We start from the raw sequence: 21,837 nt of genomic DNA, 5'->3' as shown, positions 1-21,837 counted from the left end.
GGGTGATGCCAGGGAATGCCAGGGAAAGACCACTCCTAGGTCAAGGGGGACGCGCGATGCGCTACTTCGAGGACTTCCGGCCCGGTGACGTCCACGAACTGGGGACGGTCACCGTCACGGCGGAGGAGGTGCTGGAGTTCGGAAAGCGCTTCGACCCGCAGCCCTTCCACACGGACCCGGAGCTCGCCGAGGACTCGCCGTTCGGCGGCCTGATCGCCAGCGGCTTCCACACCCAGGCGATGTTCATGCGCCGCTACGTCGACGGGCTGCTCGCCTACAGCGCCTGTATGGGCTCGCCCGGCATCGACGAGGTCCGTTACGTGCGTCCCGTCCGTCCCGGCGACGTCCTCACGGCCCGCGTCGAGATCCTCGGCGCCACCCCGTCGCCGTTCAACCCCGCCACCGGCACCGTCAAGCCGCGGTGCACGCTGGTGGCCGCCGACGGGACGGCCGTGTTCAGCATGATCCTGCACAGCATCTTCCGGCGCCGTCCCGCCGGTTCCGAGGCCGGCCGTCCGTCGTCGATGCCCGCGGCCGAGGACCCCGCCGGGTGCTGCACCAGCGGCACCCGGGCGGAGAAGACCGCTGTCGCGGCGGCCATGAGCGCCTGACGACCGTCCGTCGTCCAGGCCCTGAGCACGGCCGTCCGAATCTCTCTCACCCATTCACGAAGGGGGACCTCCTGTGGAGGCCGTATCCCGCACCGCCCAGTGGACCGCCGCCGCGCGCGCCCTGGAGACCGAGCGCGAGGACCGGCTGTTCGCCGATCCCTACGCGCGCACCGTCGCCGACCGGATCGGCTTCGAACTGCTCGATCGCTACGCCGGCGCCGGCACCGTCCCGTTCCTCGCCATCCGCACCACCTACCTGGACCGCGCCGTCGTCAAGGCGGTGGAGGAGCGCGGCATCCGCCAGGTGGTCTTCCTCGCCGCCGGCATGGACACCCGGTTCTTCCGGCTGCCCTGGCCCGACGGCGTCACCGTCTACGAGCTCGACCGCCCGGCCCTGCTCGCCGCCAAGGCCGAGATGCTCGCGGACGAGCCCGCGCCCGCCGGCCGCACCCGGATCACCGTCCCGGTCGACCTCACCCAGGACTGGACCGGCCCGCTGAAGGAGGCCGGATGGAAGAGCGACGAGCCCGTCCTGTGGGTCGTCGAGGGCCTGCTGTTCTTCCTGCCCGAGCAGGCCGTACGGACGCTCATCTCGACGCTCTCCGCGCACGCGGCGCCCGGCTCCGTGCTGCTCGGCGACGTCATCTCCAAGGCCGCCCTGGAGAACCCGCTGTCCCGCCCCTTCCTCAACGCGCTGAAGGAGGACGGCAACCCGTGGCTCTTCGGCACCGAGGAGCCCGAGGCGCTGCTCGACGCGTGCGGCTGGACCGTACGCGAGGTCAGGCAGCCGGGTGAGCCGGGCGCCGACTTCGACCGCTGGCCCTACCCGGTCCCGCCGCGCTCCGTCCCGCGCGTGCCCCGCTCCTTCCTCTTCACCTGCGACCTGCCCACCCACAGCCAGGAGGCGGCGGCATGAGCGCCCACGACTTCCACCAGAGAGTCATCTCCGACGCCGGTGCCGCCGTGCGCGGCCTGACCGTCGCCCTCGGCGAGCGTCTCGGCCTCTACAAGGCCCTCGCCGAGAACGGCCCGCTCACCGCCCCCCAGCTCGCCGCGAAGACCGGCACCCACGAGCGGTACGTCGAGGAGTGGCTGCACGCCCAGCTGTCGGCCGGCTACGTGGAGCGGCACCCGAGCTCCCTCACGTACGCGCTGCCCGCCGACCACGTCGAGGTGCTCGCCGACCCGACGGCCGTCACCTACGCCGCCGGCTTCTTCACCGCGCTCAAGGCCCTGTACGCCACCGAGGACCTGCTCGTCGAGGCGTACAGGACCGGCGACGGCGTCGGCTGGGCCGAGCACGACGCGGCCCTCGACACCGGCATGGGCTCCTTCTTCCAGCCCACGTACGAGCACAAGCTCGTCCCGGACTGGCTGCCCGCCCTGCACGGGGTCACCGACAAGCTGGCCGCCGGCGGCACCGTCGCCGACGTCGGCTGCGGCGTCGGCCACACCACGCTGCTCATCGCGAAGGCCTTCCCGAACGCCACGGTCCACGGCTTCGACTACTCCGAGGAGGCCGTCTCCCTCGCCCGGCAGCTCGCCGAGGAGGCCGGCCTGTCCGACCGGGTCGTCTTCGAGGTCGCCTCCGCCGACGACTACCCGGGCAGCGGCTACGACCTGGTGTGCTTCTTCAACGCGCTGCACGACATGGGCGACCCGGTCGCCGCCGCCCAGCACGTCCACAAGTCGCTCGACGCGGACGGCACCTGGATGCTCGTCGAGTCGAACGTCTCGCCCGCCGACGTCGACACCCAGACGCCCGCCGCCCGCATGTTCATGGCCCTGTCCGCCGTGATGTGCCTGCCGGTCGCCGTCGCCCAGCGCGGCCCGCACGCGCTCGGCAACCACTCCGGTGAGAAGGCCTTCCGCGCCATCGCCGAGGAAGCCGGCTTCACCCGCTGGCGGCGCGCCACCGAGACCCCGGTCAACGCGGTCTACGAGGTCCGTCCGTAACGAGGTCCGCCCGTCACGAGGTCCGCGCCTCACGAAGTCCGCCCGTCACGAGGTCCGCGCCTCACGTCCGCCCGTAACCCACTCCGAAGGAGCGAGATCATGGGCGTCGCCGCCCCGCTGCCCGTCACCGACCGGTTCATGGAGGTCCTGGAGCGCCTCAGCGAGCGCTCGGTCGAGGACTACTACAACCCGTACCAGACCTTCCAGTGGCCCGAGAAGCTGGAGGAGAACCGGTACTGGATGACGCCGGAGCTGCTCACCGTCTACGGCACCGAGCACTTCGACACCCTCGGTGAGGAAACGCTTCAGCGCCTGTCGAAGTGGGAGTCCGTCAACTTCTACAGCCTCAATGTGCACGGCATCCGCGAACTCCTCATCGAGGTCGTCGGCCGCATCCACATGCCCGGCTTCGAGGTCCCCTCGGACTTCTTCCACCACTTCATCGGCGAGGAGAACGAACACATGTGGTTCTTCTCCGAGTTCTGCCGCCGCTACGGAAACAAGATCTACGGCTCCACCGCCATGCGTGCCGACGCCGCCTGGGAGCCCGAGGTCGAGAACTTCCTGGTCTTCACCCGCATCCTGTTCTTCGAGGAGCTGGTCGACCACTACAACTCCCGGATGGCGAAGGACGCCTCGCTCTGCCACACCATCCGCGAGGTCAACCGCATCCACCACCAGGACGAGTCCCGCCACATCGCCTTCGGCCGCGAGCTGGTCTCCCTGCTCCACCAGCGGATGTGCCAGGCCGTCAGCGCCGAGCGGGTGCGCGAGGTCGAGGCCTATCTCAAGCGCTACGTCGTCTACAGCATCAACTCGCTCTACAACCCGCACGTCTACCGCGACGCCGGCATCCCCGACCCGCTGGCGCTGCGCAACGCGCTCGTCGCCGACGAGCGCCGCCGCCCGCACGAGCGCAAGGCCATCCGCAAGCCGCTGGCCTTCTTCCTCAAGACCGGGATCTTCTCCGACGACACGCTTCCCGTCGTCTGAGCCCACTGGAACCTCCCCACCGAGAGGTGCACCGACCATGACCTTGACGAGCCCCGAGACCGTCGGGGAGACCAGGGGCCTGCCGACGCTCGGCCCCGAGGCGACCCGCCTGCTGCGGCTCCTCGACGACACGTTCGAGGGCTGGGGCACGGCCGCGGGCGCCCGCCCGATGACCATGCCGCCGCTGCTGCCGGCCGCCGACCTGGCCCGGCTCGACTACTACGACAACTTCCCGCACCAGGCCGTCGTCGCCGCCCCGCTCGACCTGGAGCGCCGCGCGACCGCGCCCTTCGCCACCGACACCGGCCGCTTTCCGACCGACGCGCTCCAGCCCGCCGAGCTCGGACTGCCCTCGGCGTCCTGCTACGCCGTCTACCTCACCCACCAGGGCACCCAGGTCGCCGACGACACGCTGGTGACCGTCTGCTCCTGGTGCTTCCGCAAGGAGACGCACTACGAGGGCATGCGGCGCCAGCTCGGCTTCCGCATGCGCGAGATCGTGGCCATCGGCGGGCGCGAGCACGCCGAGCACCATCTGGCCGCCTTCACCGCCCGTGTCCAGGCCTTCGCCGCGGCACTCGACCTGCCGCTGCGCAAGGAGGCCGCCTGCGACCCGTTCTTCGACAAGGGCGGCTCGAAGGCCGTGCTCCAGCGGCTCACTCCGGTGAAGCACGAGTTCCTGTACGAGGACCTGGCGATCGCCTCGGTCAACACGCACCGGAACTTCTTCGGCGACCGCTGCGACATCACCCTGGAGTCGACCGGCGGACCCGCCTTCACCAGCTGTGTCGCCTTCGGGCTCGAGCGCTGGCTGTCGGCGCTCACCCGCCGCCACGGCAGCTGGGAGTCCGCGCACCAGGCGGTCCTCGACGCGAACGCCCGCCTGCGGGCCGATGCGAGTCGCACGGCCGGGCCGGTGATCTGACGTGCCGGCCCGTCCCGTCGCCCCGCCGGCGGGCGGCCTGGGCTGGGCGAACCTCGGCATGGACATCGTGTCCGTCAACCGTGTCCGCAGGCTCCTCACGCAGTACGGGGAGACGTTCTTCGAGCGGATGCTCACCCCCGGCGAACTCGCCGACTGCCGCACCGCCGACGGGCTCGACGTGCTGAGCCTGTGCGGCCGGATCGCGGCGAAGGAAGCGGCGTTCAAGACGTTACGCGTCCGCGGCAGGTTCCTGCCCTGGCCCGACATCGTCGTACGGCGCTCCGAGGGCGGCTGGCCGCTCGTGGAGCTGCGCGGACCCGCGGCCGAGATGGCCCAGGAGTCCGGCATCTCCGAGATCACCGTGTCCATCAGCCACGACGTGGACTACGCGGTCGCGGTCGCCGCGCCGATCATCGCCCCCACCCCTCCCTCATCGAACAGCTGACAAGGAGAACCACCATGGCCGACGGCCTGCAGACGGTGAAGAACTGGATCCTCGAGCGTCACCCGGAGCGCGACGACATCGCGCCCGACCTGGACCTCATCGAGAACCGGCTCATCGACTCGCTGTCCTTCGTCGAGTTCGTCTTCCTGCTGGAGCAGGAGAGCGGCACCGCGATCCAGATGGAGACCCTGGAGGTCGACTCCATCCGGACCCTCGGCGCCATCGAGCAGCACTTCTTCGCCACGGCCTCGGTGGAGGTGGGCCAGGCATGAGCCGGCGCCTGTTCACCTCGGAGTCGGTCACCGAGGGCCATCCCGACAAGATCGCCGACCGGATCAGCGACACGATCCTCGACGCGCTGCTCGCCCAGGACCCGCATTCCCGGGTCGCCGTGGAGACCCTGATCACCACCGGCCAGGTGCACGTGGCCGGCGAGGTCACGACCTCCGCGTACGCGCCGATCGCGCAGCTGGTGCGCGACGCGGTCCTCGACATCGGTTACGACTCCTCCGCGAAGGGCTTCGACGGCGCCTCCTGCGGGGTGTCGGTGTCCATCGGCGCGCAGTCGCCGGACATCGCGCAGGGCGTCGACACGGCCTACGAGTCGCGGGTCGAGGGCACCGGCGACGAGCTGGCGGCGCAGGGCGCGGGCGACCAGGGCCTGATGTTCGGCTACGCCTGTGACGACACCGCCGAACTGATGCCGCTGCCGATCGCGCTCGCGCACCGGCTGTCGCGCCGGCTGACCGAGGTCCGCAAGGACGGCACGCTGCCGTATCTGCGGCCGGACGGGAAGACGCAGGTCACCATCGAGTACGACGGCGACAGGCCGGTCCGGCTCGACACGGTCGTCGTGTCCTCGCAGCACGCCGCCGACATCTCCGTCGAGGGCCTGCTGACGCCCGACATCCGTGAGTACGTGGTCGAGCACGTCCTGAAGGAGCTGGTCGAGGAGGGCGTGACGCTGGAGTCCGACGGCTACCGGCTGCTCGTCAACCCGACGGGTCGCTTCGAGATCGGCGGCCCGATGGGCGACGCCGGCCTGACCGGCCGGAAGATCATCATCGACACCTACGGCGGCATGGCGCGGCACGGCGGCGGCGCGTTCTCCGGCAAGGACCCGTCGAAGGTGGACCGTTCGGCCGCCTACGCGATGCGCTGGGTCGCCAAGAACGTCGTCGCGGCCGGGCTGGCGAGGCGCTGCGAGGTGCAGGTCGCCTACGCGATCGGCAAGGCCGAGCCGGTCGGTCTCTTCGTCGAGACCTTCGGCACGGGCACGCTGCCGGACGAGCGGATCCAGGAAGCCGTGTCGGAGGTCTTCGACCTGCGGCCCGCCGCGATCATCCGCGACCTGGACCTCAAGCGTCCGGTCTACGCGAAGACCGCCGCCTACGGCCACTTCGGCCGCGAACTGCCGGAGTTCACCTGGGAGCGCACCGACCGGGTGGAGCGGCTGAAGACGGCTGCGCGCCGGACGGGAGAGGTGTAGGGCGTGCGCATCGCTGTCACCGGATCCATCGCGACCGACCATCTGATGACCTTCCCCGGCTGGTTCAGCGAGCAGTTGATCGCCGACCGGCTCGACCGGGTCTCCCTGTCGTTCCTCGCCGACAACCTGGAGGTCAGGCGCGGCGGAGTGGCAGCGAACATCGCCTTCGGACTCGGTGTGCTCGGCCTGCGGCCCGTCCTCGTGGGCGCGGTCGGCGCCGACTTCGAGCCGTACCGGATCTGGCTCAAGGACCACGGTGTGGACACCGACTCGGTGCACGTCAGCGAGTCGCTCCACACCGCCCGGTTCGTGTGTACCACCGACCGGGCGCAGAACCAGATCGCCACCTTCTACGCCGGAGCGATGGCCGAGGCCCGCGAGATCGACCTGCGGCAGGTCGTCGCCCGCACCGGGCGGCTGGAACTCGTCCTGGTCTCCCCGGACGACCCCGAGGCGATGCTCCGGCACTCCCGCACCTGCCGAGCCCTCGGTATCCCCTTCGCCGCCGACCCGTCGCAGCAGCTGGCGCGGCTCGACGGCGGCCAGGTGCGGGAACTGGTGGACGGGGCCCGCTTCCTGTTCACCAACGAGTACGAGACGGCCCTGCTCCTGGAGAAGACCGGCTGGGCCGAGGCCGACGTGCTGCGCCGCGTCGGCGCCTGGATCACCACCCACGGCGAGGCCGGCGTACGTATCCGCGGCGAGGGCCGGGCCCCGCTGGCGGTGCCGGCCGTGCCCGTCGCCGCCGTGGTCGACCCGACCGGCGTCGGCGACGCCTTCCGGGCCGGCTTCCTCGCCGCGACGCTGTGGGGCGTGCCGGAGCGGTGCGCGGCCCAGCTGGGCTGCGCGGTCGCCGCGACCGTCCTCGACTACGTGGGGACACAGGAGTACCGGCTGCACCGGGAGCCGCTCCTGGACCGGATCAGGACGACGTACGGCGTCGGCTGCACGGCCGAGCTGCTGACCCACCTGAGGGGACTGTCGTGAGGGAGCTGTCATGAGGGGACTGTCATGAGCACTGCGCGGCGCTCCCTGAGAGAGGAGTTCGCCACCCGGGTCGTGGTCGCCGACGGCGCCATGGGCACCATGCTCCAGGCCGCCGATCCGACCCTGGACGACTTCACGGGCCTGGAGGGCTGCAACGAGATCCTCAACCTCACCCGGCCCGACATCGTCGCCTCCGTCCACGACGCCTACTTCGCGGCCGGCGTCGACTGCGTCGAGACCAACACCTTCGGCGCCAATCTGGCCGCGCTCGCCGAGTACGGCATCGAGGACCGCGTCTACGAGCTGTCCGAGGCCGGCGCCCGGATCGCCCGCACCACCGCCGACGCCCACACGGCCGCCGACGGCCGGCCCCGCTGGGTGCTCGGCTCCATGGGCCCCGGCACCAAGCTGCCGACCCTCGGCCACGTCACGTACGAGCCGCTGCGCGACGCCTACCAGCAGAACGCCGAGGGCCTGGTACGCGGCGGCGCCGACGCCCTGCTGATCGAGACCTCGCAGGACCTGCTCCAGACGAAGGCGGCCGTCATCGGCGCCCGCCGGGCGCTCGACTGGTGCGGGCTCGACCTGCCGCTGATCGTGCAGGTCACGGTCGAGACGACCGGCACGATGCTGCTCGGCTCCGAGATCGGTGCCGCGCTGACCGCGCTCGAGCCGCTCGGCATCGACATGATCGGCCTGAACTGTGCCACCGGCCCGGCCGAGATGGCCGAGCACCTGCGCCACCTCTCCCGGCACGCCCGTGTCCCGATCTCCGTCATGCCCAACGCGGGCCTGCCGGTGCTCACCTCCGACGGCGCGCACTACCCGCTGTCGCCGGCCGAGCTCGCCGACGCCCAGGAGGCGTTCGTCCGCGACTACGGCCCCGCGCTGGTCGGCGGCTGCTGCGGTACGACTCCGGAACACCTGCGGCAGATCGTCGAGCGGGTGCGGGGCGCGGCCGTGCCCGCGCGGACACCGGCCGTCGAGCCGGGCGCCTCGTCGCTCTACAGCCATGTGCCGTTCCGGCAGGACAGCTCCTATCTCGCGATCGGCGAGCGGACGAACGCCAACGGTTCGAGGAAGTTCCGGGAGGCGATGCTGGAGGGCCGCTGGGACGACTGCGTGGAGATGGCCCGCGAGCAGATCCGCGAGGGCGCGCACCTGCTCGACCTGTGCGTGGACTACGTGGGCCGGGACGGCGCCGCCGACATGGCGGAACTCGCCGGCCGCTTCGCGACCGCGTCGACGCTGCCGATCGTGCTGGACTCCACCGAGGTGGACGTCCTGCGGGCGGGCCTGGAGAAGCTGGGCGGCCGGGCGGTCCTCAACTCGGTCAACTACGAGGACGGCGACGGACCCGAGTCGCGGTTCGCGCAGGTCACGGCGCTGGCGCGGGAGCACGGCGCGGCGCTGATGGCGCTGACCATCGACGAGGAGGGGCAGGCGCGGACGGCGGAGAAGAAGGTCGAGATCGCCGAGCGGCTGATCGCCGACCTGACGGGGAACTGGGGCATCAGGGAGTCCGACATCCTGATCGACACCCTCACGTTCACCATCTGCACCGGTCAGGAGGAGTCGCGGAAGGACGGCGTCGCCACGATCGAGGCGATCCGCGAGCTGAAGCGCCGCCATCCGGACGTGCAGACGACGTTGGGCCTGTCCAACATCTCCTTCGGCCTCAATCCGGCGGCGCGGATCGTGCTGAACTCGGTGTTCCTGGACGAGTGCGTGAAGGCCGGGCTGGACTCGGCGATCGTGCACGCGTCGAAGATCCTGCCGATCGCCCGGCTGGAGCCGGAGCAGGTCGAGGTCGCGCTCGACCTGATCTACGACCGCCGGCGGGACGGCTACGACCCGTTGCAGCGGCTGCTCGAACTCTTCGAGGGCGCGACGGCGAAGTCCCTGAAGGCGGGGAAGGCGGAGGAGCTGCTGGCGCTACCGCTGGAGGAGCGGCTCAAGCGACGGATCGTCGACGGCGAGAAGAACGGTCTGGAGGCGGACCTCGACGAGGCGCTCACGACCACCCCCGCTCTCGACATCGTCAACAACACGCTGCTCGACGGCATGAAGGTGGTCGGTGAGCTGTTCGGCTCCGGCCGGATGCAGTTGCCGTTCGTGCTCCAGTCCGCCGAGGTCATGAAGACCGCGGTGGCCCATCTGGAGCCACACATGGAGAAGTCGGACGCGGAGGGCAAGGGGACGATCGTCCTCGCCACCGTCCGCGGCGACGTGCATGACATCGGCAAGAACCTGGTCGACATCATCCTGTCCAACAACGGCTACAACGTGGTGAACATCGGCATCAAGCAGCCGGTGTCGGCGATCCTGGAAGCCGCCGAGGAGCACGCCGCCGACGTGATCGGCATGTCCGGTCTCCTGGTGAAGTCGACCGTGATCATGAAGGAGAACCTGGAGGAGCTGAACGGCCGCGGCCTGGCGGAGCGGTTCCCGGTGATCCTCGGCGGCGCCGCCCTCACCCGGGCCTACGTCGAGCAGGACCTCCACGAGCTCTACCAGGGCGAGGTCCGTTACGCCCGCGACGCCTTCGAGGGCCTGCGTCTGATGGACGCCCTCATGGCCGTCAAGCGGGGCGTGCCGGGCGCGGCCCTGCCCGAGCTCAAGCAGCGGCGGGTGCCCCGGCGGCAGGCGGAGGCGGTCGTGGAGGTGCGGGAGCCGGAGCCGGCCGGCCGTTCCGACGTGGCCGTCGACAACGCCGTACCCGAGCCGCCGTTTCTCGGGACGAAGGTGGTCAAGGGCGTTCAGCTGGCCGAGTACGCGTCCTGGCTGGACGAGACGGCGCTGTTCAAGGGCCAGTGGGGCCTGAAGGACAAGGAGACCATCGAGTCGGAGGGCCGGCCGCGGCTGCGGGGCTGGCTGGACCGGCTCCAGACCGACCAGCTGCTGGAAGCCGCCGTCGTGTATGGCTACTTCCCGTGTGTGTCCAAGGGCGACGACCTGATCGTCCTGGACGAGGACGGAGGCGAGCGGACCCGGTTCTCCTTCCCCCGCCAGCAGCGGGGCCGCCGCCTCTGCCTGGCCGACTACTTCCGCCCCGAGGACTCCGGCGAGATCGACGTCGTCGCCCTGCAGATCGTCACCGTCGGATCCAAGATCGGCCAGGAGACGGCCCGGCTCTTCGCCGCCGACTCCTACCGCGACTATCTCGAACTGCACGGCCTGTCCGTGCAGTTGGCGGAAGCGCTGGCCGAGTACTGGCACACCCGCGTCCGCGCCGCATGGGGCATCGCCGCCGCCGACCCGGCCGGCCTGGAAGGCATGCTGCGCACCGAGTACCAGGGCTGCCGCTACTCGCTCGGCTACCCGGCCTGCCCCGACCTGGAGGACCGCGCCAAGATCGCCGAACTCCTGCGGCCGGAACGCATCGGCGTCCAGCTCTCGGAGGAGTACCAGCTGCATCCCGAGCAGTCCACCGACGCCTTCGTCGTCCACCACCCCGAGGCGACCTACTTCAACGCCGGAGGCAGACGCCCGTGACCGCCACCTACTCCTTCGAGTTCTTCCCGCCGAAGACCGACAAGGGCGAGCAGGCGCTCTGGGACGCCATCCGGCGGGTGGAGGCGCTGAAGCCGGACTTCGTCTCCGTCACGTACGGCGCCGGCGGCTCCTCCCGCGACCGGACCGTCGACGTGACCAAGCGGATCGTGACGGAGACGACGCTGCGGCCGGTCGCGCACCTGACCGCCGTCGGCCACTCGGTCGCCGAGCTGCGGGCGATCATCGGCGCCTACGCGGACGCCGGCGTACGGGACGTCCTCGTCCTGCGCGGTGACCCGCCGGGCGATCCGCGCGGCGCCTGGTCACCGCACCCGCGCGGCTTCACGTACGCGTACGAACTCGTCGAGCTGGTGCGCTCGCTGGGCGACTTCCGGATCGGTGTGGCCGCCTTCCCCGAGGGCCACCCGAGGTCGCCGGACGCGGCGAGCGACCTCGCGCACTTCGTCGCCAAGTGCCGGGCCGGCGCGGACTACGCGATCACGCAGATGTTCTTCGATCCGGAGGACTACCTGCGGCTGCGCGACCGGGTCGCGGCCGCCGGCTGCGACACCCCGATCATCCCGGAGATCATGCCCGCCACCGACGTACGGCAGATCCGCCGCTTCGCCGAGCTGTCGGACGCGGCCTTCCCCGAGGACCTGGCCCACCGCCTGGAGGCGGCCAAGGACGACCCGGCCGCCGCCTACCGGATCGGCGTCGAGCACGCGACGGCCATGGGCCTGCGCCTGCTCGCCGAAGGCGCGCCCGGCCTGCACTACATCACGCTCAACAAGTCCACGGCGGCCCTGGAAATCCACCGAACGATCAGTAGCACGAGGAGCGTTGTTCATGTCTGACTTCACCGACCACAAGGTCGCCGACATCGGTCTCGCGGAGTTCGGCCGCAAGGAGATCACGCTCGCCGAGCACGAGATGCCGGGCCTGATGGCGATCCGCCGTGAGTACGCCGCCGCCCAGCCGCTGGCCGGCGCCCGGATCACCGGCTCGCTGCACATGACCGTGCAGACCGCCGTCCTCATCGAGACGCTCGTCGCCCTCGGCGCCGAGGTCCGCTGGGTCTCCTGCAACATCTACTCGACGCAGGACCACGCGGCCGCCGCGATCGCCGCCGCCGGCATCCCCGTCTTCGCCTGGAAGGGCGAGACGCTGGAGGAGTACTGGTGGTGCACCGAGCAGGCCCTGACCTGGCCCGGCGCCGACGGCCCCAACATGATCCTCGACGACGGCGGCGACGCGACGATGCTGGTCCACCTGGGCGTGGAGTACCAGAAGACCGGCGAACTGCCGGAGGCGACGAACGAGGAACTCGCCGTCGTGCGAAGGCTGCTGGAGACGAGCGCGCTCGACTGGGCGGCGATCGCGGCCGGCGTCCGCGGTGTGACGGAGGAGACCACGACCGGTGTCCACCGTCTCTACGAGATGCACCGCGAGGGCTCCCTCCTCTTCCCGGCGATCAACGTGAACGACGCCGTGACGAAGTCGAAGTTCGACAACAAGTACGGCTGCCGGCACTCGCTCATCGACGGCATCAACCGGGCGACGGACGTCCTGATCGGCGGCAAGACCGCCGTCGTCTGCGGTTACGGCGACGTCGGCAAGGGCTCGGCGGAGTCGCTGCGCGGGCAGGGCGCGCGGGTCGTCGTCACCGAGATCGACCCGATCTGCGCGCTCCAGGCCGCCATGGACGGCTACCAGGTGGTGACCCTGGACGACGTGGTCGAGACGGCCGACATCTTCATCACGACGACCGGCAACAAGGACATCATCATGGCGTCCGACATCGCCCGCATGAAGCACCAGGCGATCGTCGGCAACATCGGCCACTTCGACAACGAGATCGACATGGCGGGTCTCGCGCGGATTCCCGGGATCGTGAAGGACGAGGTCAAGCCGCAGGTCCACACCTGGACCTTCCCCGACGGCAAGGTCGTCATCGTCCTCTCCGAGGGCCGCCTGCTCAACCTCGGCAACGCGACCGGACACCCGTCCTTCGTGATGTCGAACTCCTTCGCCGACCAGACGCTCGCCCAGATCGAGCTGTTCACGAAGACCGGGGAGTATCCGGTGGGCGTCCACACCCTGCCCAAGCACCTGGACGAGAAGGTCGCCCGCCTCCACCTCGACGCGCTGGGCGTCAAGCTCACCACCCTGCGCGAGGAGCAGGCCGCGTACATCGGCGTGCCGGTCGAGGGCCCGTACAAGCCGGACCACTACCGCTACTGATGTGTACCGACACCGTCCCGACCGACGACATGCGCGACCCGTGGCTGCCGGACCGGCTCCTGACGACCGAACGGGACCTGCTGATGCCGCTGCTGCGGCGCACCCCGGAAGAGGCGTACGAGCTGCGTACGGCCTGTCCCGGCTGGACGGTCCGGCAGGTCCTCGCCCACTGCGGCGCGGCGCTCGTCCGGATCGTGGAGGACCGGCTGGAGGAAGGCGTCTTCCTGCCCGAGGCCAACGCCTGCGACGTCGCCGAACGCGAGGACTGGCCGCTCGGCCGGATCCTCGACGAACTGGAGCGCGGCCTCACCGAGGCCGGACCGGTCATCGCGGAGCGGGAGGACGGCCGGCTCGACGCGGTCGCCCTCGGCGAATGGGTGCACGCCGGTGACGTACGCGAGGCCCTCGGCGAGCCCGGCGCCTACTGCGGCGCCGCGCTCGACCTGGCCCTGCCGCTGCTCTCCGTCACCAGCCGCAAGCGCGAGACCCCGCGCCTCGTGGGCGTCCTCGCCGACCGCGGCGCCGAGGTCGCCCTCGGCAACCCGGTCGACGGGAGGCCGCCGGCGCGGTTTCGGGGGGAGGCGGCGACGTTGATCCGGATCTATGCGGGGCGGCCGTTGGTGCGGACCCGCTACGAACTCACCGGCGCCACCGAACAAGAACTCCTCATCTACCGCTGACCCCCGCCTCGCGCCCGTGCGCCCGTGCGGCCCGCGCCCGCTTGCGCGGCGCCCCCGATCCACCCCCCGTGTGGGCATTCGTCCCGCTGGGGCGGGACGGGTGGGCACACGGGACGGCGCCCTTGCGGGCGCGTTCCGCACCTGCGCCTGAACCCGCACCACCAGTGCGTCGCACTCCGGGTGCGGGTCCAGGCGCGGGAGCCTAGGCCCGGCAAAGGGCGCCGTCCGTTGTGCCCACCCGTTCCGCCCCAGCGGAACGAATGCCCACAACGGCGGGGCGCAGGCCCACAACGCGGTGGGCGGCGAAGGGCACCGCACCGGCGGGCGCGGCCCACAACGAGGGGGCGACGGGCGCCGGGCCGGGGAACCGCGCGGGTGGGGTGGGTGTCCACAACGGGCGGACGGCGGTCCAGCCGCGCCCCGCGCAACAGGCGCCCGCCCGCCGCCGTACGGCCCGCCGCACCCGCGGGGCCCGCAGATCGAAGGGAAGCCCATGCCCACGCTCGACCAACTGCTCCGCGCCCAGGCCGACGCCCGCCCCCACCACCCCGCCGTCGTGTTCGCCGACGGCGACGTCGACGGCGACACCACCCTCACCTTCCGCGCGCTGTACGACCGCGCATCCCGTCTCGCCGCGCACCTCCGCGCCCTCGGCGTCGGTGCCGACGACCGCGTCGGCGTGCATGTCGAGCCGTCGCCGGAGCTGATGACCGGCACCTGGGGCGTCGTGCTGTCCGGCGGGGCGTACGTGCCCTTGTCGCCGGAGTATCCGGAGGAGCGGCTGCGCTACATGCTCGAGGACAGCGGCGCCCGCGTCGTCGTCACCCAGGAGCACTTCCGCGCCCGGGTCACCGAACTCGCCCCGCCCGGCACCACCGTCGTCACCCTCCAGGACGCGCCGAGCGCACCCGGCCCAGGCGCCCGCACCCGCGGACTGGACCCGCACCAGCTCGCGTACGTCATCTACACGTCCGGTTCGACCGGCAGGCCCAAGGGCGTCATGGTCGAGCACCGTTCGATCGTGGCGCAGATGCGGTGGATGGCCTCCGAGCACGGTCTCGGTCCGGGCCAGACGGTCGTGCAGAAGACGCCGATGTCGTTCGACGCGGCCCAGTGGGAGATCCTCGCCCCGGCCGTCGGCGCGCGCGTCGCGATGGGGCCGCCCGGTGTGTACCGGGACCCGGAGGGTCTGATCGACACGGTGCGGCGGCACGGCGCGACGATGCTGCAGTGTGTGCCGACGCTCCTGCAGGCCCTGGTGGACACGGAGCGCCTCGGCTCCTGCACCAGCCTGTGCCGGGTCTTCTCCGGTGGCGAGGTCCTGTCCCGGCGGCTGGCCGTGCAGGTGCTGGGCGAGCTGCCGGACGCCGACCTCGTCAATCTGTACGGCCCCACCGAGTGCACCATCAACGCCTCGTCGCACACCGTCGACCGGGCCGCGGTCGCCGCCGCCGGCGCGCCGGCCGCGATACCGATCGGAAGACCGGCGTACGAGACGGCCTTCCACATACGCGACGGCGAGCTGTGCATCGGTGGGGTCCAGGTGGCGCGGGGGTACCTGGATCGGCCCGAGCTCACGGCGGAACGTTTCGTCGTCACCGAGTCCGGCGAGCGGCTCTACCGCACCGGCGACCTCGCCACGCTGAACGCCGACGGCACCGTGCAGTTCGCGGGCCGCGCCGACAACCAGATCAAGCTGCGCGGCTTCCGTGTCGAGCTGGACGAGATCGCGCTCGCCGTCGAGAACCACGACTGGGTCAAGAACGCCGCCGTCATCGTCAAGAACGAGCCGCGCACCGGCTTCCAGAACCTCGTCGCCTGCGTCGAGCTGTCGCCGAAGGAAGCCGCCCTGATGGACCAGGGCAACCACGGCGCCCACCACCAGTCCAAGGAGTCCAAGCTCCAGGTGAAGGCGCAGCTCTCCGACGCGGGCACGCTCGACGCCGCCGCGCTCGCCGGCCGCCGGGTGGTCGAGCTGCCCGGCCGCACGCCGGACGGGCGGATGCGCCGGACCGTCTTCGCCCGCAAGACCTACCGCTTCTACGACGGCGGCCCGGTCACCCGCGCCGATGTGCTCGCCGCGCTCGCCCGCCGCCCCGAGGGCATCGGCTCGCGCGCGGTCGGCAGCCTGACCGCCGCCGACCTGGGCGGGATCCTGCGCTGGTTCGGCCGGTTCCCGAGCGAGGAGCGGCTGCTGCCGAAGTACGGTTACGCCTCGCCGGGCGCGCTGTACGCGACGCAGCTGTACGTGGAGGTGCGCGGCGTCGCGGGCCTGGAGCCCGGCACGTACTACTACCACCCGGTCCACCACCAGCTGCATCTGATGGAGCCGGGCGGCGCGGAGGGCGGGGAGCCGTGCGTCCGCTTCCGCTTCCGCGGCAAGCGGGAGGCGATCGAGCCGGTCTACCGGAACAACATCCGCGAGGTCCTGGAGATCGAGGCCGGTCACATGGTCGGCCTGTTCGAGGAGGTCCTGCCGGGGCTCGGCCTGGGCATCCGGCCGGTGCGGGCCGGCGACGAGGCCGCGGAGCTCGGTGTCTTCGAACTCGTCCCGTACGACGAGGAGTCGGCCGCGGACCCGGAGGTGGACCTGTACGTGCAGGCGCACCCGGGCCGGGTCGCGGACCTGCCGGCCGGTCAGTACGCGTACGAGGACGGCACGTTGATCCAGGTCTCCCACACCCTCGTGGAGAAGAAGCACGTCATCGCGATCAACCAGGCGGTGTACGAGCGGGCCTCGTTCGGGATCACGGTGATCAGCCGCACCGCCGAGACCTGGCGCGCGTACATCGACCTCGGCCGCGCCCTGCAGCGGCTCCAGCTCGGCGACCACGGCCTCGGCTTCATGTCGTCCGGCTACAGCTCGGCGAGCGGCCATCCGCTGCCGGCCGCCCGCCGCATGGACGAGGTCCTGGGCGCGGCCGGACGGCCCACCGGGCCCTCGTACTTCTTCGTCGGCGGCCGGGTCAGCGAGGAACAGCGGCTCAGCGAGGGCATGTACGAGGACACGGTCCACATGAAGGGGCCCGCGGAGATGATCCGCGACGACCTCGTCCGGTATCTGCCGGACTACATGATCCCGAACCGGGTGGTGGTCCTGGACCGGCTGCCGCTGTCGGCGAACGGCAAGGTCGACACCCGGGCGCTCGGCGAGCTGGCCGTCGTCAACGCCGGCCTGCACGGCCGCCCGCACGTCCCGCCGCGCACCCGCACCGAGGCGCGGCTCGCGGAGATCTGGGCGGCGGCGCTGAAGTACGAGGAGGTCGAGGCGGTCTCCGTGCGGGACGACTTCTTCGAGTCGGGCGGCAACTCGCTCATCGCGGTGGCGCTGATCGGCCGGATCAACCGTGAGTTCGGCGGCGAGGCCACGCTGCCGCTACAGGTCCTCTTCGAGTGCCCGAGCATCGAGAAGCTCGCGCACCGCCTGGACGGCGCCGCGGCGGCGCCCGCCTCCCGTCTGGTCCGGCTGCACGCCGGCGGCGCGCAGTCGCCCGTCTACTGCTGGCCGGGCCTCGGCGGCTACACCATGAACCTGCGCTTCCTGGCGGAGGAGGCCGGCATCGACCGGCCGTTCTACGGCGTGCAGGCGTACGGCATCAACCGCGGCGAGACGCCGTACGACACCATCCGCGAGATGGCCGCGGCCGACGTGGCCGCCATCCGCGGGCGCCAGCCCGCCGGCCCGTACACCCTGTGGGGCTACTCCTTCGGCGCCCGCGTCGCCTTCGAGTCCGCGCATCTGCTGGAGGCGGCGGGCGAGCAGGTGGAGCACCTGTTCCTGATCGCCCCGGGCTCGCCGAAGGTGCGTGCCCGGTCGGCGGCGGGCGGCGCCGGCTACGACAACCCGGCCTTCACGCAGATCCTGTGGTCGGTCTTCGCGGGCGCGCTCGCCGACGTCCCGGCGAAGGACGCGGAGTCGTTCGCGGCCTACGTGACGGAGCGCTTCCCGGCGCTCGAACCGGATCTGGTCGCGCGGATCGTCGCGATCGTCGAGAAGACCTTCGACTTCACCTACACCTTCCGGGAGCTGACCGAGCGCGCGGTGGCCTGCCCGGTCACGGTCTTCAAGGCGCGCGGCGACGACTACTCCTTCCTGGAGTCCACGGCCGGCTGGTCGGCCCGGCCGCCGACGGTCGTGGAGCTGGACGCCGACCACTACAGCCTGCTGCGGGCGCCGGACCTGAAGGAACTGGTGAAGAAGATCCGCTACCGGCTGGGCAGGTAGGCCGCGCGCGGAGCGTCCCGCGCCGGGTGGCCGGGCCCGCGTTATTTCCTTGCGGCGGGGCCGCCCGGCGGGTCACGCTGCACCGCATGACCGCAGACCTCTTCGCCGCCGACGGGCGGCTCAAGGCGATCCCGCGCAGGGCGGCCCGCCGGGCCGCGCTGCTCGACCACCTCGCCGCCACCCTCTTCGAGCCCGCCCGCGTGTACTCCGAGCGCGAGGTCAACGAGGCCCTGAAGACCGTGCACGAGGACTTCCCGGCGCTGCGCCGCTATCTGGTGATCGGCGGGCAGCTCGCCCGTACCAAGGACGGCGCCGCCTACCAGCGACAGCCCGGCTCCCACGGAGGCGCGATCCCCGCCGTCGCGTGATCGGCGCGGCGGTGGCCGGCCTGATGGCCGGCTACGGCATCGCGATCCCGGTCGGCGCGGTCGGCGCCTATCTGGTGGCGGTCACCGCGCGCACCGGATGGCGTACGGGTGCGGGCGCGGCGCTCGGTGTCGCCACGGCGGACGGGCTCTACGCCCTGGTCGCGGTCGCGGGCGGCTCGGCGCTCGTGCCGCTGCTCGCCCCGGTGACGGGGCCGCTGCGCCTCGTCTCGGCCGTCGTCCTGGCGGTCCTCGCCGTGCGGGGCGCCGTCCTCGCCGTCCGCGCCTACCGTGCCGGCTCGCTCGCCTCGCGCGACGACGGCACGGCGGCCCTGGGCCCGGGCCGCGCGTACGTGGCGTTCCTGGGCATCACGATCCTCAATCCGATGACGGTGCTCTACTTCGCCGCCCTCGTCCTCGCGACGGGCCCCGGCGCCCCGGCCACCACGGCCGAGCGCGTCGCCTTCGTCCTGGCCGCCCTGCTCGCCTCCGCCTCCTGGCAGCTCCTCCTCGCCACCGGCGGCAGCCTCCTCGGCCGCGCCCTGACGGGCCCCCGGGGCCGCCTGGCGACGGCCCTGGTCTCGTGCGCGCTGATCGCGGTGTTCGCGGTGCGTCTGGTGCGGTAGGCGTCAGACGGTGTCGAGCCGCTGCATGGCGATGTCCGGGCGGACCTTGGCGACGGCGCCGAAGTCGTCGTCCACGTGGATGAGCACCAACCGGTGCTGCCGTGCCGTCAGGGCGATCAGGATGTCGACGGGTGACGGCCCGCGGTGGTGGCCGATCCTGGCCAGATCGCGTTGTACGGCGATGATCTCCGGCCACGGGTCGTCCAGCGCGGGCACCCAGCCGAACGTCCGGCTCAGCATGGTGAAGAACGGCTCGTAGTCGCGGTCGGAGCGCAGTCCTGCCATCAGTTCGGCTTCCACCGGCGGGCAGAGGGAGACCTGGCCTCGCGCCACGCGATCCGGCCAGGGCGCACCGACCTGCCGGCGCAGCAGGCGCCAGACCGCCGAGGTGTCGGCGAGGTAGTTCATCGGCCGGAGCGCTCCTGCTCCTCCAGGAAGCCGAAGTCGAGGAAGTCCTCGGCGTTGTCCTGGAGCCACTGGAGAGCCCGCGCGCGATCCTCCGCGGTGACCGCCGCCGCTATGGTCAACGCCCGGTTGATCGTGTCGCGCTTGGTCTTGGTACCGAGCTGGCGCTGGGCGAAGGCGAGCATCTCGTCGTCGATGTCGACCAGTGTCTTGGACATGGCGCCGCCCTCCAGGGGTATATATCCGACGCGTCCGAGTATATCAAGGGCGGGTCGGAGCGCTGAAAGCCTGACGCGTGGCCTGGATACCGTCGGTATCCTGCCGCCCACCGGACGAGGGGGATCGTGATGGCGGGGGCTGTCGGGCGGCTGGTCGGCGGGCGTTACCGGCTGGTGGAGGCCGTCGGGCGCGGCGGGATGGGACGGGTGTGGCGGGCGCGGGACGAGGTCCTCAAGCGGGAGGTCGCCGTCAAGGAGTTCCTCGCGCAGGCCGTACCGCCCGAGCTGCACGCCGAGTTGACCGCTCGCACCCGCCGCGAGGCCGAGGCCGCGGCCCGGCTGCGGCATCCCGGGATCGTGACGGTGCACGACGTGGTCGAGCAGGACGGCGCGCCCTGGATCGTCATGGAGTTCGTCGGCGGGCCCTCCCTCGGCGGGCTCGTCGCCCGCGAGGGCCCACTGGCCTGGCGCCGTGCCGCGGAGCTCGGCGCGCGGCTCGCCGACGCGCTCGCGCACGCGCACGCCGCCGGCGTCGTGCACCGCGACCTGAAGCCCGACAACGTGCTGCTCACCGCCGACGGCCGCCCCGTCGTCACCGACTTCGGCATCGCCCGCCTCCTCGACACCACCCAGCGGCTGACCGGCACCCACACCGTCATCGGCACGCCGCAGTTCATGCCGCCGGAGCAGCTGGAGGGCCGCGCGGTCGAGGCACCGGCCGACGTGTGGGCGCTGGGCGCGACGCTGTACGCGGCGGTCGAGGGCCGCCCGCCCTTCGACGGCCCGACGCTGACCGCGGTCATCGCCGCCGTCCTCACCCAGGACCCGCCGCCGCCGGCCGCCGCGGGCCCGCTCGCGGACGTCCTGCCCGCGCTCCTCGCCAAGGAACCGGCGCTGCGCCCGGACGCGCGGGAGGCGGCGGAGCGGATGAGGACGCTGAAGGCACCCGAGCCGCGGACCTTGACCGTACGGGAGGAGAAGACGGAACCGGGACCCGCCGGCCGGCGGCTCTTCGCGGCCCTCACCACCCAGCCCCGCCGGCCCGCGCCTCCGGCGCCACCCGCGCCGCACGCGGCAGCCTCGCCTCCAGTGCCTCCGGCGCCACCCGCGCCGCACGCGTCACCCGCCCCGCCCGTCCGCAGGGGTCCGAGCCGGCGGGCCGTGCTCGGCTGGGGCGCCGCCGGGGCGCTCGGCGTCGCCGCCGCGATCGGCACCCCGCTCTACCTCTCCCGCGCGGGAGGCGACGACACCAGGAAGACCCTCACCCTCACGACCGAGGGCGTCCAGGTCACCGCCGTGGCCTTCAGCCCCGACGGGAGACTCCTCGCCACCGGCGGTCGCGACGGCAAGGCCCGGTTGTGGGACACCGCCACCGGCGAGCTCGTCGCCGCCCTGCCCGCCGGCAGCGGCGCCGTGCTCGACCTCGCCTTCAGCCCCGACGGCGGTCTCCTCGCCACGGCCCAGTACGAGCGGGTCAGCCGCCTGTGGTCCGTCGCCACCCACGAGAAGGTGAACGAGCTGCGCAACCCGGGCCCCGCGAACATCAGCTGTGTCGCCTTCAGCCGCGACGGCGTCCTCGCCGCCGGCGGCTGGGGCGCGACCGAGGTCTGCCTGTGGAACGCCCGCAAGGGCGAGCTGACCACGATCCTGCCGGGGATACGCGACGTGGGGGTCAGCGCGCTCGAGTTCGCTCCCGACGGCAGGACCCTGGCCATCGGCTCGTACGACGTCGGGCTCGCCGTCACCGCGCTCGCGCCCGGCAGCACGCCCGTCACGCTGCTCAAGCCGGATCCCGCTGCCGGCAACCGCCTGGGCGGGCTCTCCTTCTCGCCCGACGGCAGGAAGCTGGCCGCCGCCACGCCCCGCACCCTCGACCTGTGGGACCTGGCCACCCGGACCCGCGAGCCCTTCGACGACGACGTGAGCGCCGCCCCGTACGACGTGTCCTTCAGCCCGGACGGAAAGACCGTGGCGGGCGCTCTGGCCGACGGGAAGACCCTGCTGTGGGACCCGGAGACCCTCAACCCGAAGAGCTTCTCCTTCGCCCGCCAGGACGAAGGCGTCAACGCCGTCGCCTTCAGCCCCGACGGCAGCCTCGTCGCCTCCGCGAGCGACGACGGCACCACGCTCCTCACTCCGGTCCCGCCGGCCGGCGCTTGACTCTCGGGTCACC

General features: G+C 72.0%; 19 protein-coding genes. 17 read left to right on the top strand and 2 right to left on the bottom strand.

Annotation, left to right across the window (positions count from 1 at the left end):
• The first annotated feature begins 56 nt into the window (after positions 1–56).
• The 16 genes from ACIGO8_RS17795 (at position 57) to ACIGO8_RS17720 (ending at position 19,041) form a co-directional block, all read left to right on the top strand.
• Positions 57–611 carry a MaoC family dehydratase gene (locus tag ACIGO8_RS17795; RefSeq protein ID WP_399730895.1) on the top strand — a complete coding sequence of 185 codons (555 nt, stop codon included), beginning with the start codon at positions 57–59 and terminating at the stop codon, positions 609–611.
• Positions 612–684: 73 nt separating this feature from the next.
• Positions 685–1,527 (top strand): class I SAM-dependent methyltransferase, encoded by an 843-nt coding sequence (locus tag ACIGO8_RS17790; RefSeq protein ID WP_399730893.1) that lies wholly within the window; start codon positions 685–687, stop codon positions 1,525–1,527.
• Positions 1,524–2,567, top strand: a complete 1,044-nt coding sequence (locus ACIGO8_RS17785; RefSeq protein WP_399730890.1) for a class I SAM-dependent methyltransferase — start codon at positions 1,524–1,526, stop codon at positions 2,565–2,567. Before ACIGO8_RS17790 ends, ACIGO8_RS17785 begins: the two co-directional genes overlap by 4 nt.
• Before the next feature lie 99 nt (positions 2,568–2,666).
• Positions 2,667–3,560 carry a diiron oxygenase gene (locus ACIGO8_RS17780; RefSeq protein WP_399730887.1) on the top strand — a complete coding sequence of 298 codons (894 nt, stop codon included), beginning with the start codon at positions 2,667–2,669 and terminating at the stop codon, positions 3,558–3,560.
• 37 nt (positions 3,561–3,597) lie between these two features.
• The gene (locus ACIGO8_RS17775; RefSeq protein WP_399730884.1) at positions 3,598–4,485 is read left to right on the top strand and encodes a hypothetical protein; all 888 of its coding nucleotides are present in this window, start codon (positions 3,598–3,600) and stop codon (positions 4,483–4,485) included.
• A 1-nt stretch (position 4,486) separates the two neighbouring features.
• Positions 4,487–4,930 (top strand): holo-ACP synthase, encoded by a 444-nt coding sequence (acpS, locus tag ACIGO8_RS17770; RefSeq protein ID WP_399730881.1) that lies wholly within the window; start codon positions 4,487–4,489, stop codon positions 4,928–4,930.
• Between the two features lie 14 nt (positions 4,931–4,944).
• A complete protein-coding gene (locus ACIGO8_RS17765; RefSeq protein WP_399730879.1) occupies positions 4,945–5,202 on the top strand; it encodes a phosphopantetheine-binding protein in 258 nt (85 codons plus the stop codon).
• Complete coding sequence (gene metK, locus ACIGO8_RS17760; RefSeq protein ID WP_399730876.1) at positions 5,199–6,419, top strand: methionine adenosyltransferase; 1,221 nt, start codon at positions 5,199–5,201, stop codon at positions 6,417–6,419. The genes ACIGO8_RS17765 and metK overlap by 4 nt, the downstream gene beginning before the upstream one ends.
• A gap of 3 nt (positions 6,420–6,422) precedes the next feature.
• Positions 6,423–7,406 carry a carbohydrate kinase family protein gene (locus ACIGO8_RS17755; RefSeq protein WP_399730873.1) on the top strand — a complete coding sequence of 328 codons (984 nt, stop codon included), beginning with the start codon at positions 6,423–6,425 and terminating at the stop codon, positions 7,404–7,406.
• Positions 7,407–7,430: 24 nt separating this feature from the next.
• Positions 7,431–10,901: a methionine synthase gene (metH, locus tag ACIGO8_RS17750; protein ID WP_399730871.1), complete on the top strand. Its 3,471-nt coding sequence runs from the start codon at positions 7,431–7,433 to the stop codon at positions 10,899–10,901.
• A complete protein-coding gene (gene metF, locus ACIGO8_RS17745; protein ID WP_399730868.1) occupies positions 10,898–11,758 on the top strand; it encodes a methylenetetrahydrofolate reductase [NAD(P)H] in 861 nt (286 codons plus the stop codon). Before metH ends, metF begins: the two co-directional genes overlap by 4 nt.
• The gene (gene ahcY / locus ACIGO8_RS17740) at positions 11,751–13,145 is read left to right on the top strand and encodes an adenosylhomocysteinase (RefSeq protein WP_399730866.1); all 1,395 of its coding nucleotides are present in this window, start codon (positions 11,751–11,753) and stop codon (positions 13,143–13,145) included. The genes metF and ahcY overlap by 8 nt, the downstream gene beginning before the upstream one ends.
• Positions 13,145–13,825 carry a maleylpyruvate isomerase family mycothiol-dependent enzyme gene (locus ACIGO8_RS17735; protein WP_399730863.1) on the top strand — a complete coding sequence of 227 codons (681 nt, stop codon included), beginning with the start codon at positions 13,145–13,147 and terminating at the stop codon, positions 13,823–13,825. Before ahcY ends, ACIGO8_RS17735 begins: the two co-directional genes overlap by 1 nt.
• A 493-nt stretch (positions 13,826–14,318) precedes the next feature.
• The gene (locus ACIGO8_RS17730; protein WP_399730861.1) at positions 14,319–18,050 is read left to right on the top strand and encodes an amino acid adenylation domain-containing protein; all 3,732 of its coding nucleotides are present in this window, start codon (positions 14,319–14,321) and stop codon (positions 18,048–18,050) included.
• Between the two features lie 86 nt (positions 18,051–18,136).
• Entirely contained in the window at positions 18,137–18,418 is a 282-nt protein-coding gene (locus ACIGO8_RS17725; protein ID WP_399730859.1) for a DUF2087 domain-containing protein, read from the top strand.
• Positions 18,415–19,041 (top strand): LysE/ArgO family amino acid transporter, encoded by a 627-nt coding sequence (locus tag ACIGO8_RS17720; protein ID WP_399730856.1) that lies wholly within the window; start codon positions 18,415–18,417, stop codon positions 19,039–19,041. Before ACIGO8_RS17725 ends, ACIGO8_RS17720 begins: the two co-directional genes overlap by 4 nt.
• Before the next feature lie 3 nt (positions 19,042–19,044).
• Here the strand turns inward: ACIGO8_RS17720 and ACIGO8_RS17715 are convergent, their stop codons facing one another.
• Together ACIGO8_RS17715 and ACIGO8_RS17710 are read right to left on the bottom strand one after the other, a co-directional pair.
• Complete coding sequence (locus ACIGO8_RS17715; RefSeq protein WP_399730853.1) at positions 19,045–19,449, bottom strand: PIN domain-containing protein; 405 nt, start codon at positions 19,447–19,449, stop codon at positions 19,045–19,047.
• The gene (locus ACIGO8_RS17710) at positions 19,446–19,664 is read right to left on the bottom strand and encodes a type II toxin-antitoxin system VapB family antitoxin (RefSeq protein ID WP_399730850.1); all 219 of its coding nucleotides are present in this window, start codon (positions 19,662–19,664) and stop codon (positions 19,446–19,448) included. Before ACIGO8_RS17710 ends, ACIGO8_RS17715 begins: the two co-directional genes overlap by 4 nt.
• 129 nt (positions 19,665–19,793) lie before the next feature.
• Between ACIGO8_RS17710 and ACIGO8_RS17705 the strand changes: the two genes are divergently transcribed.
• Entirely contained in the window at positions 19,794–21,824 is a 2,031-nt protein-coding gene (locus ACIGO8_RS17705) for a WD40 repeat domain-containing serine/threonine protein kinase (protein ID WP_399730847.1), read from the top strand.
• Positions 21,825–21,837: the final 13 nt, after the last annotated feature.

Source organism: Streptomyces sp. NPDC053493, from assembly GCF_044544825.1.
Classification (GTDB): domain Bacteria; phylum Actinomycetota; class Actinomycetes; order Streptomycetales; family Streptomycetaceae; genus Streptomyces.
Note: the sequence above shows the minus strand (reverse complement) of the source record. Positions and strands in the feature narration are given on the sequence as shown.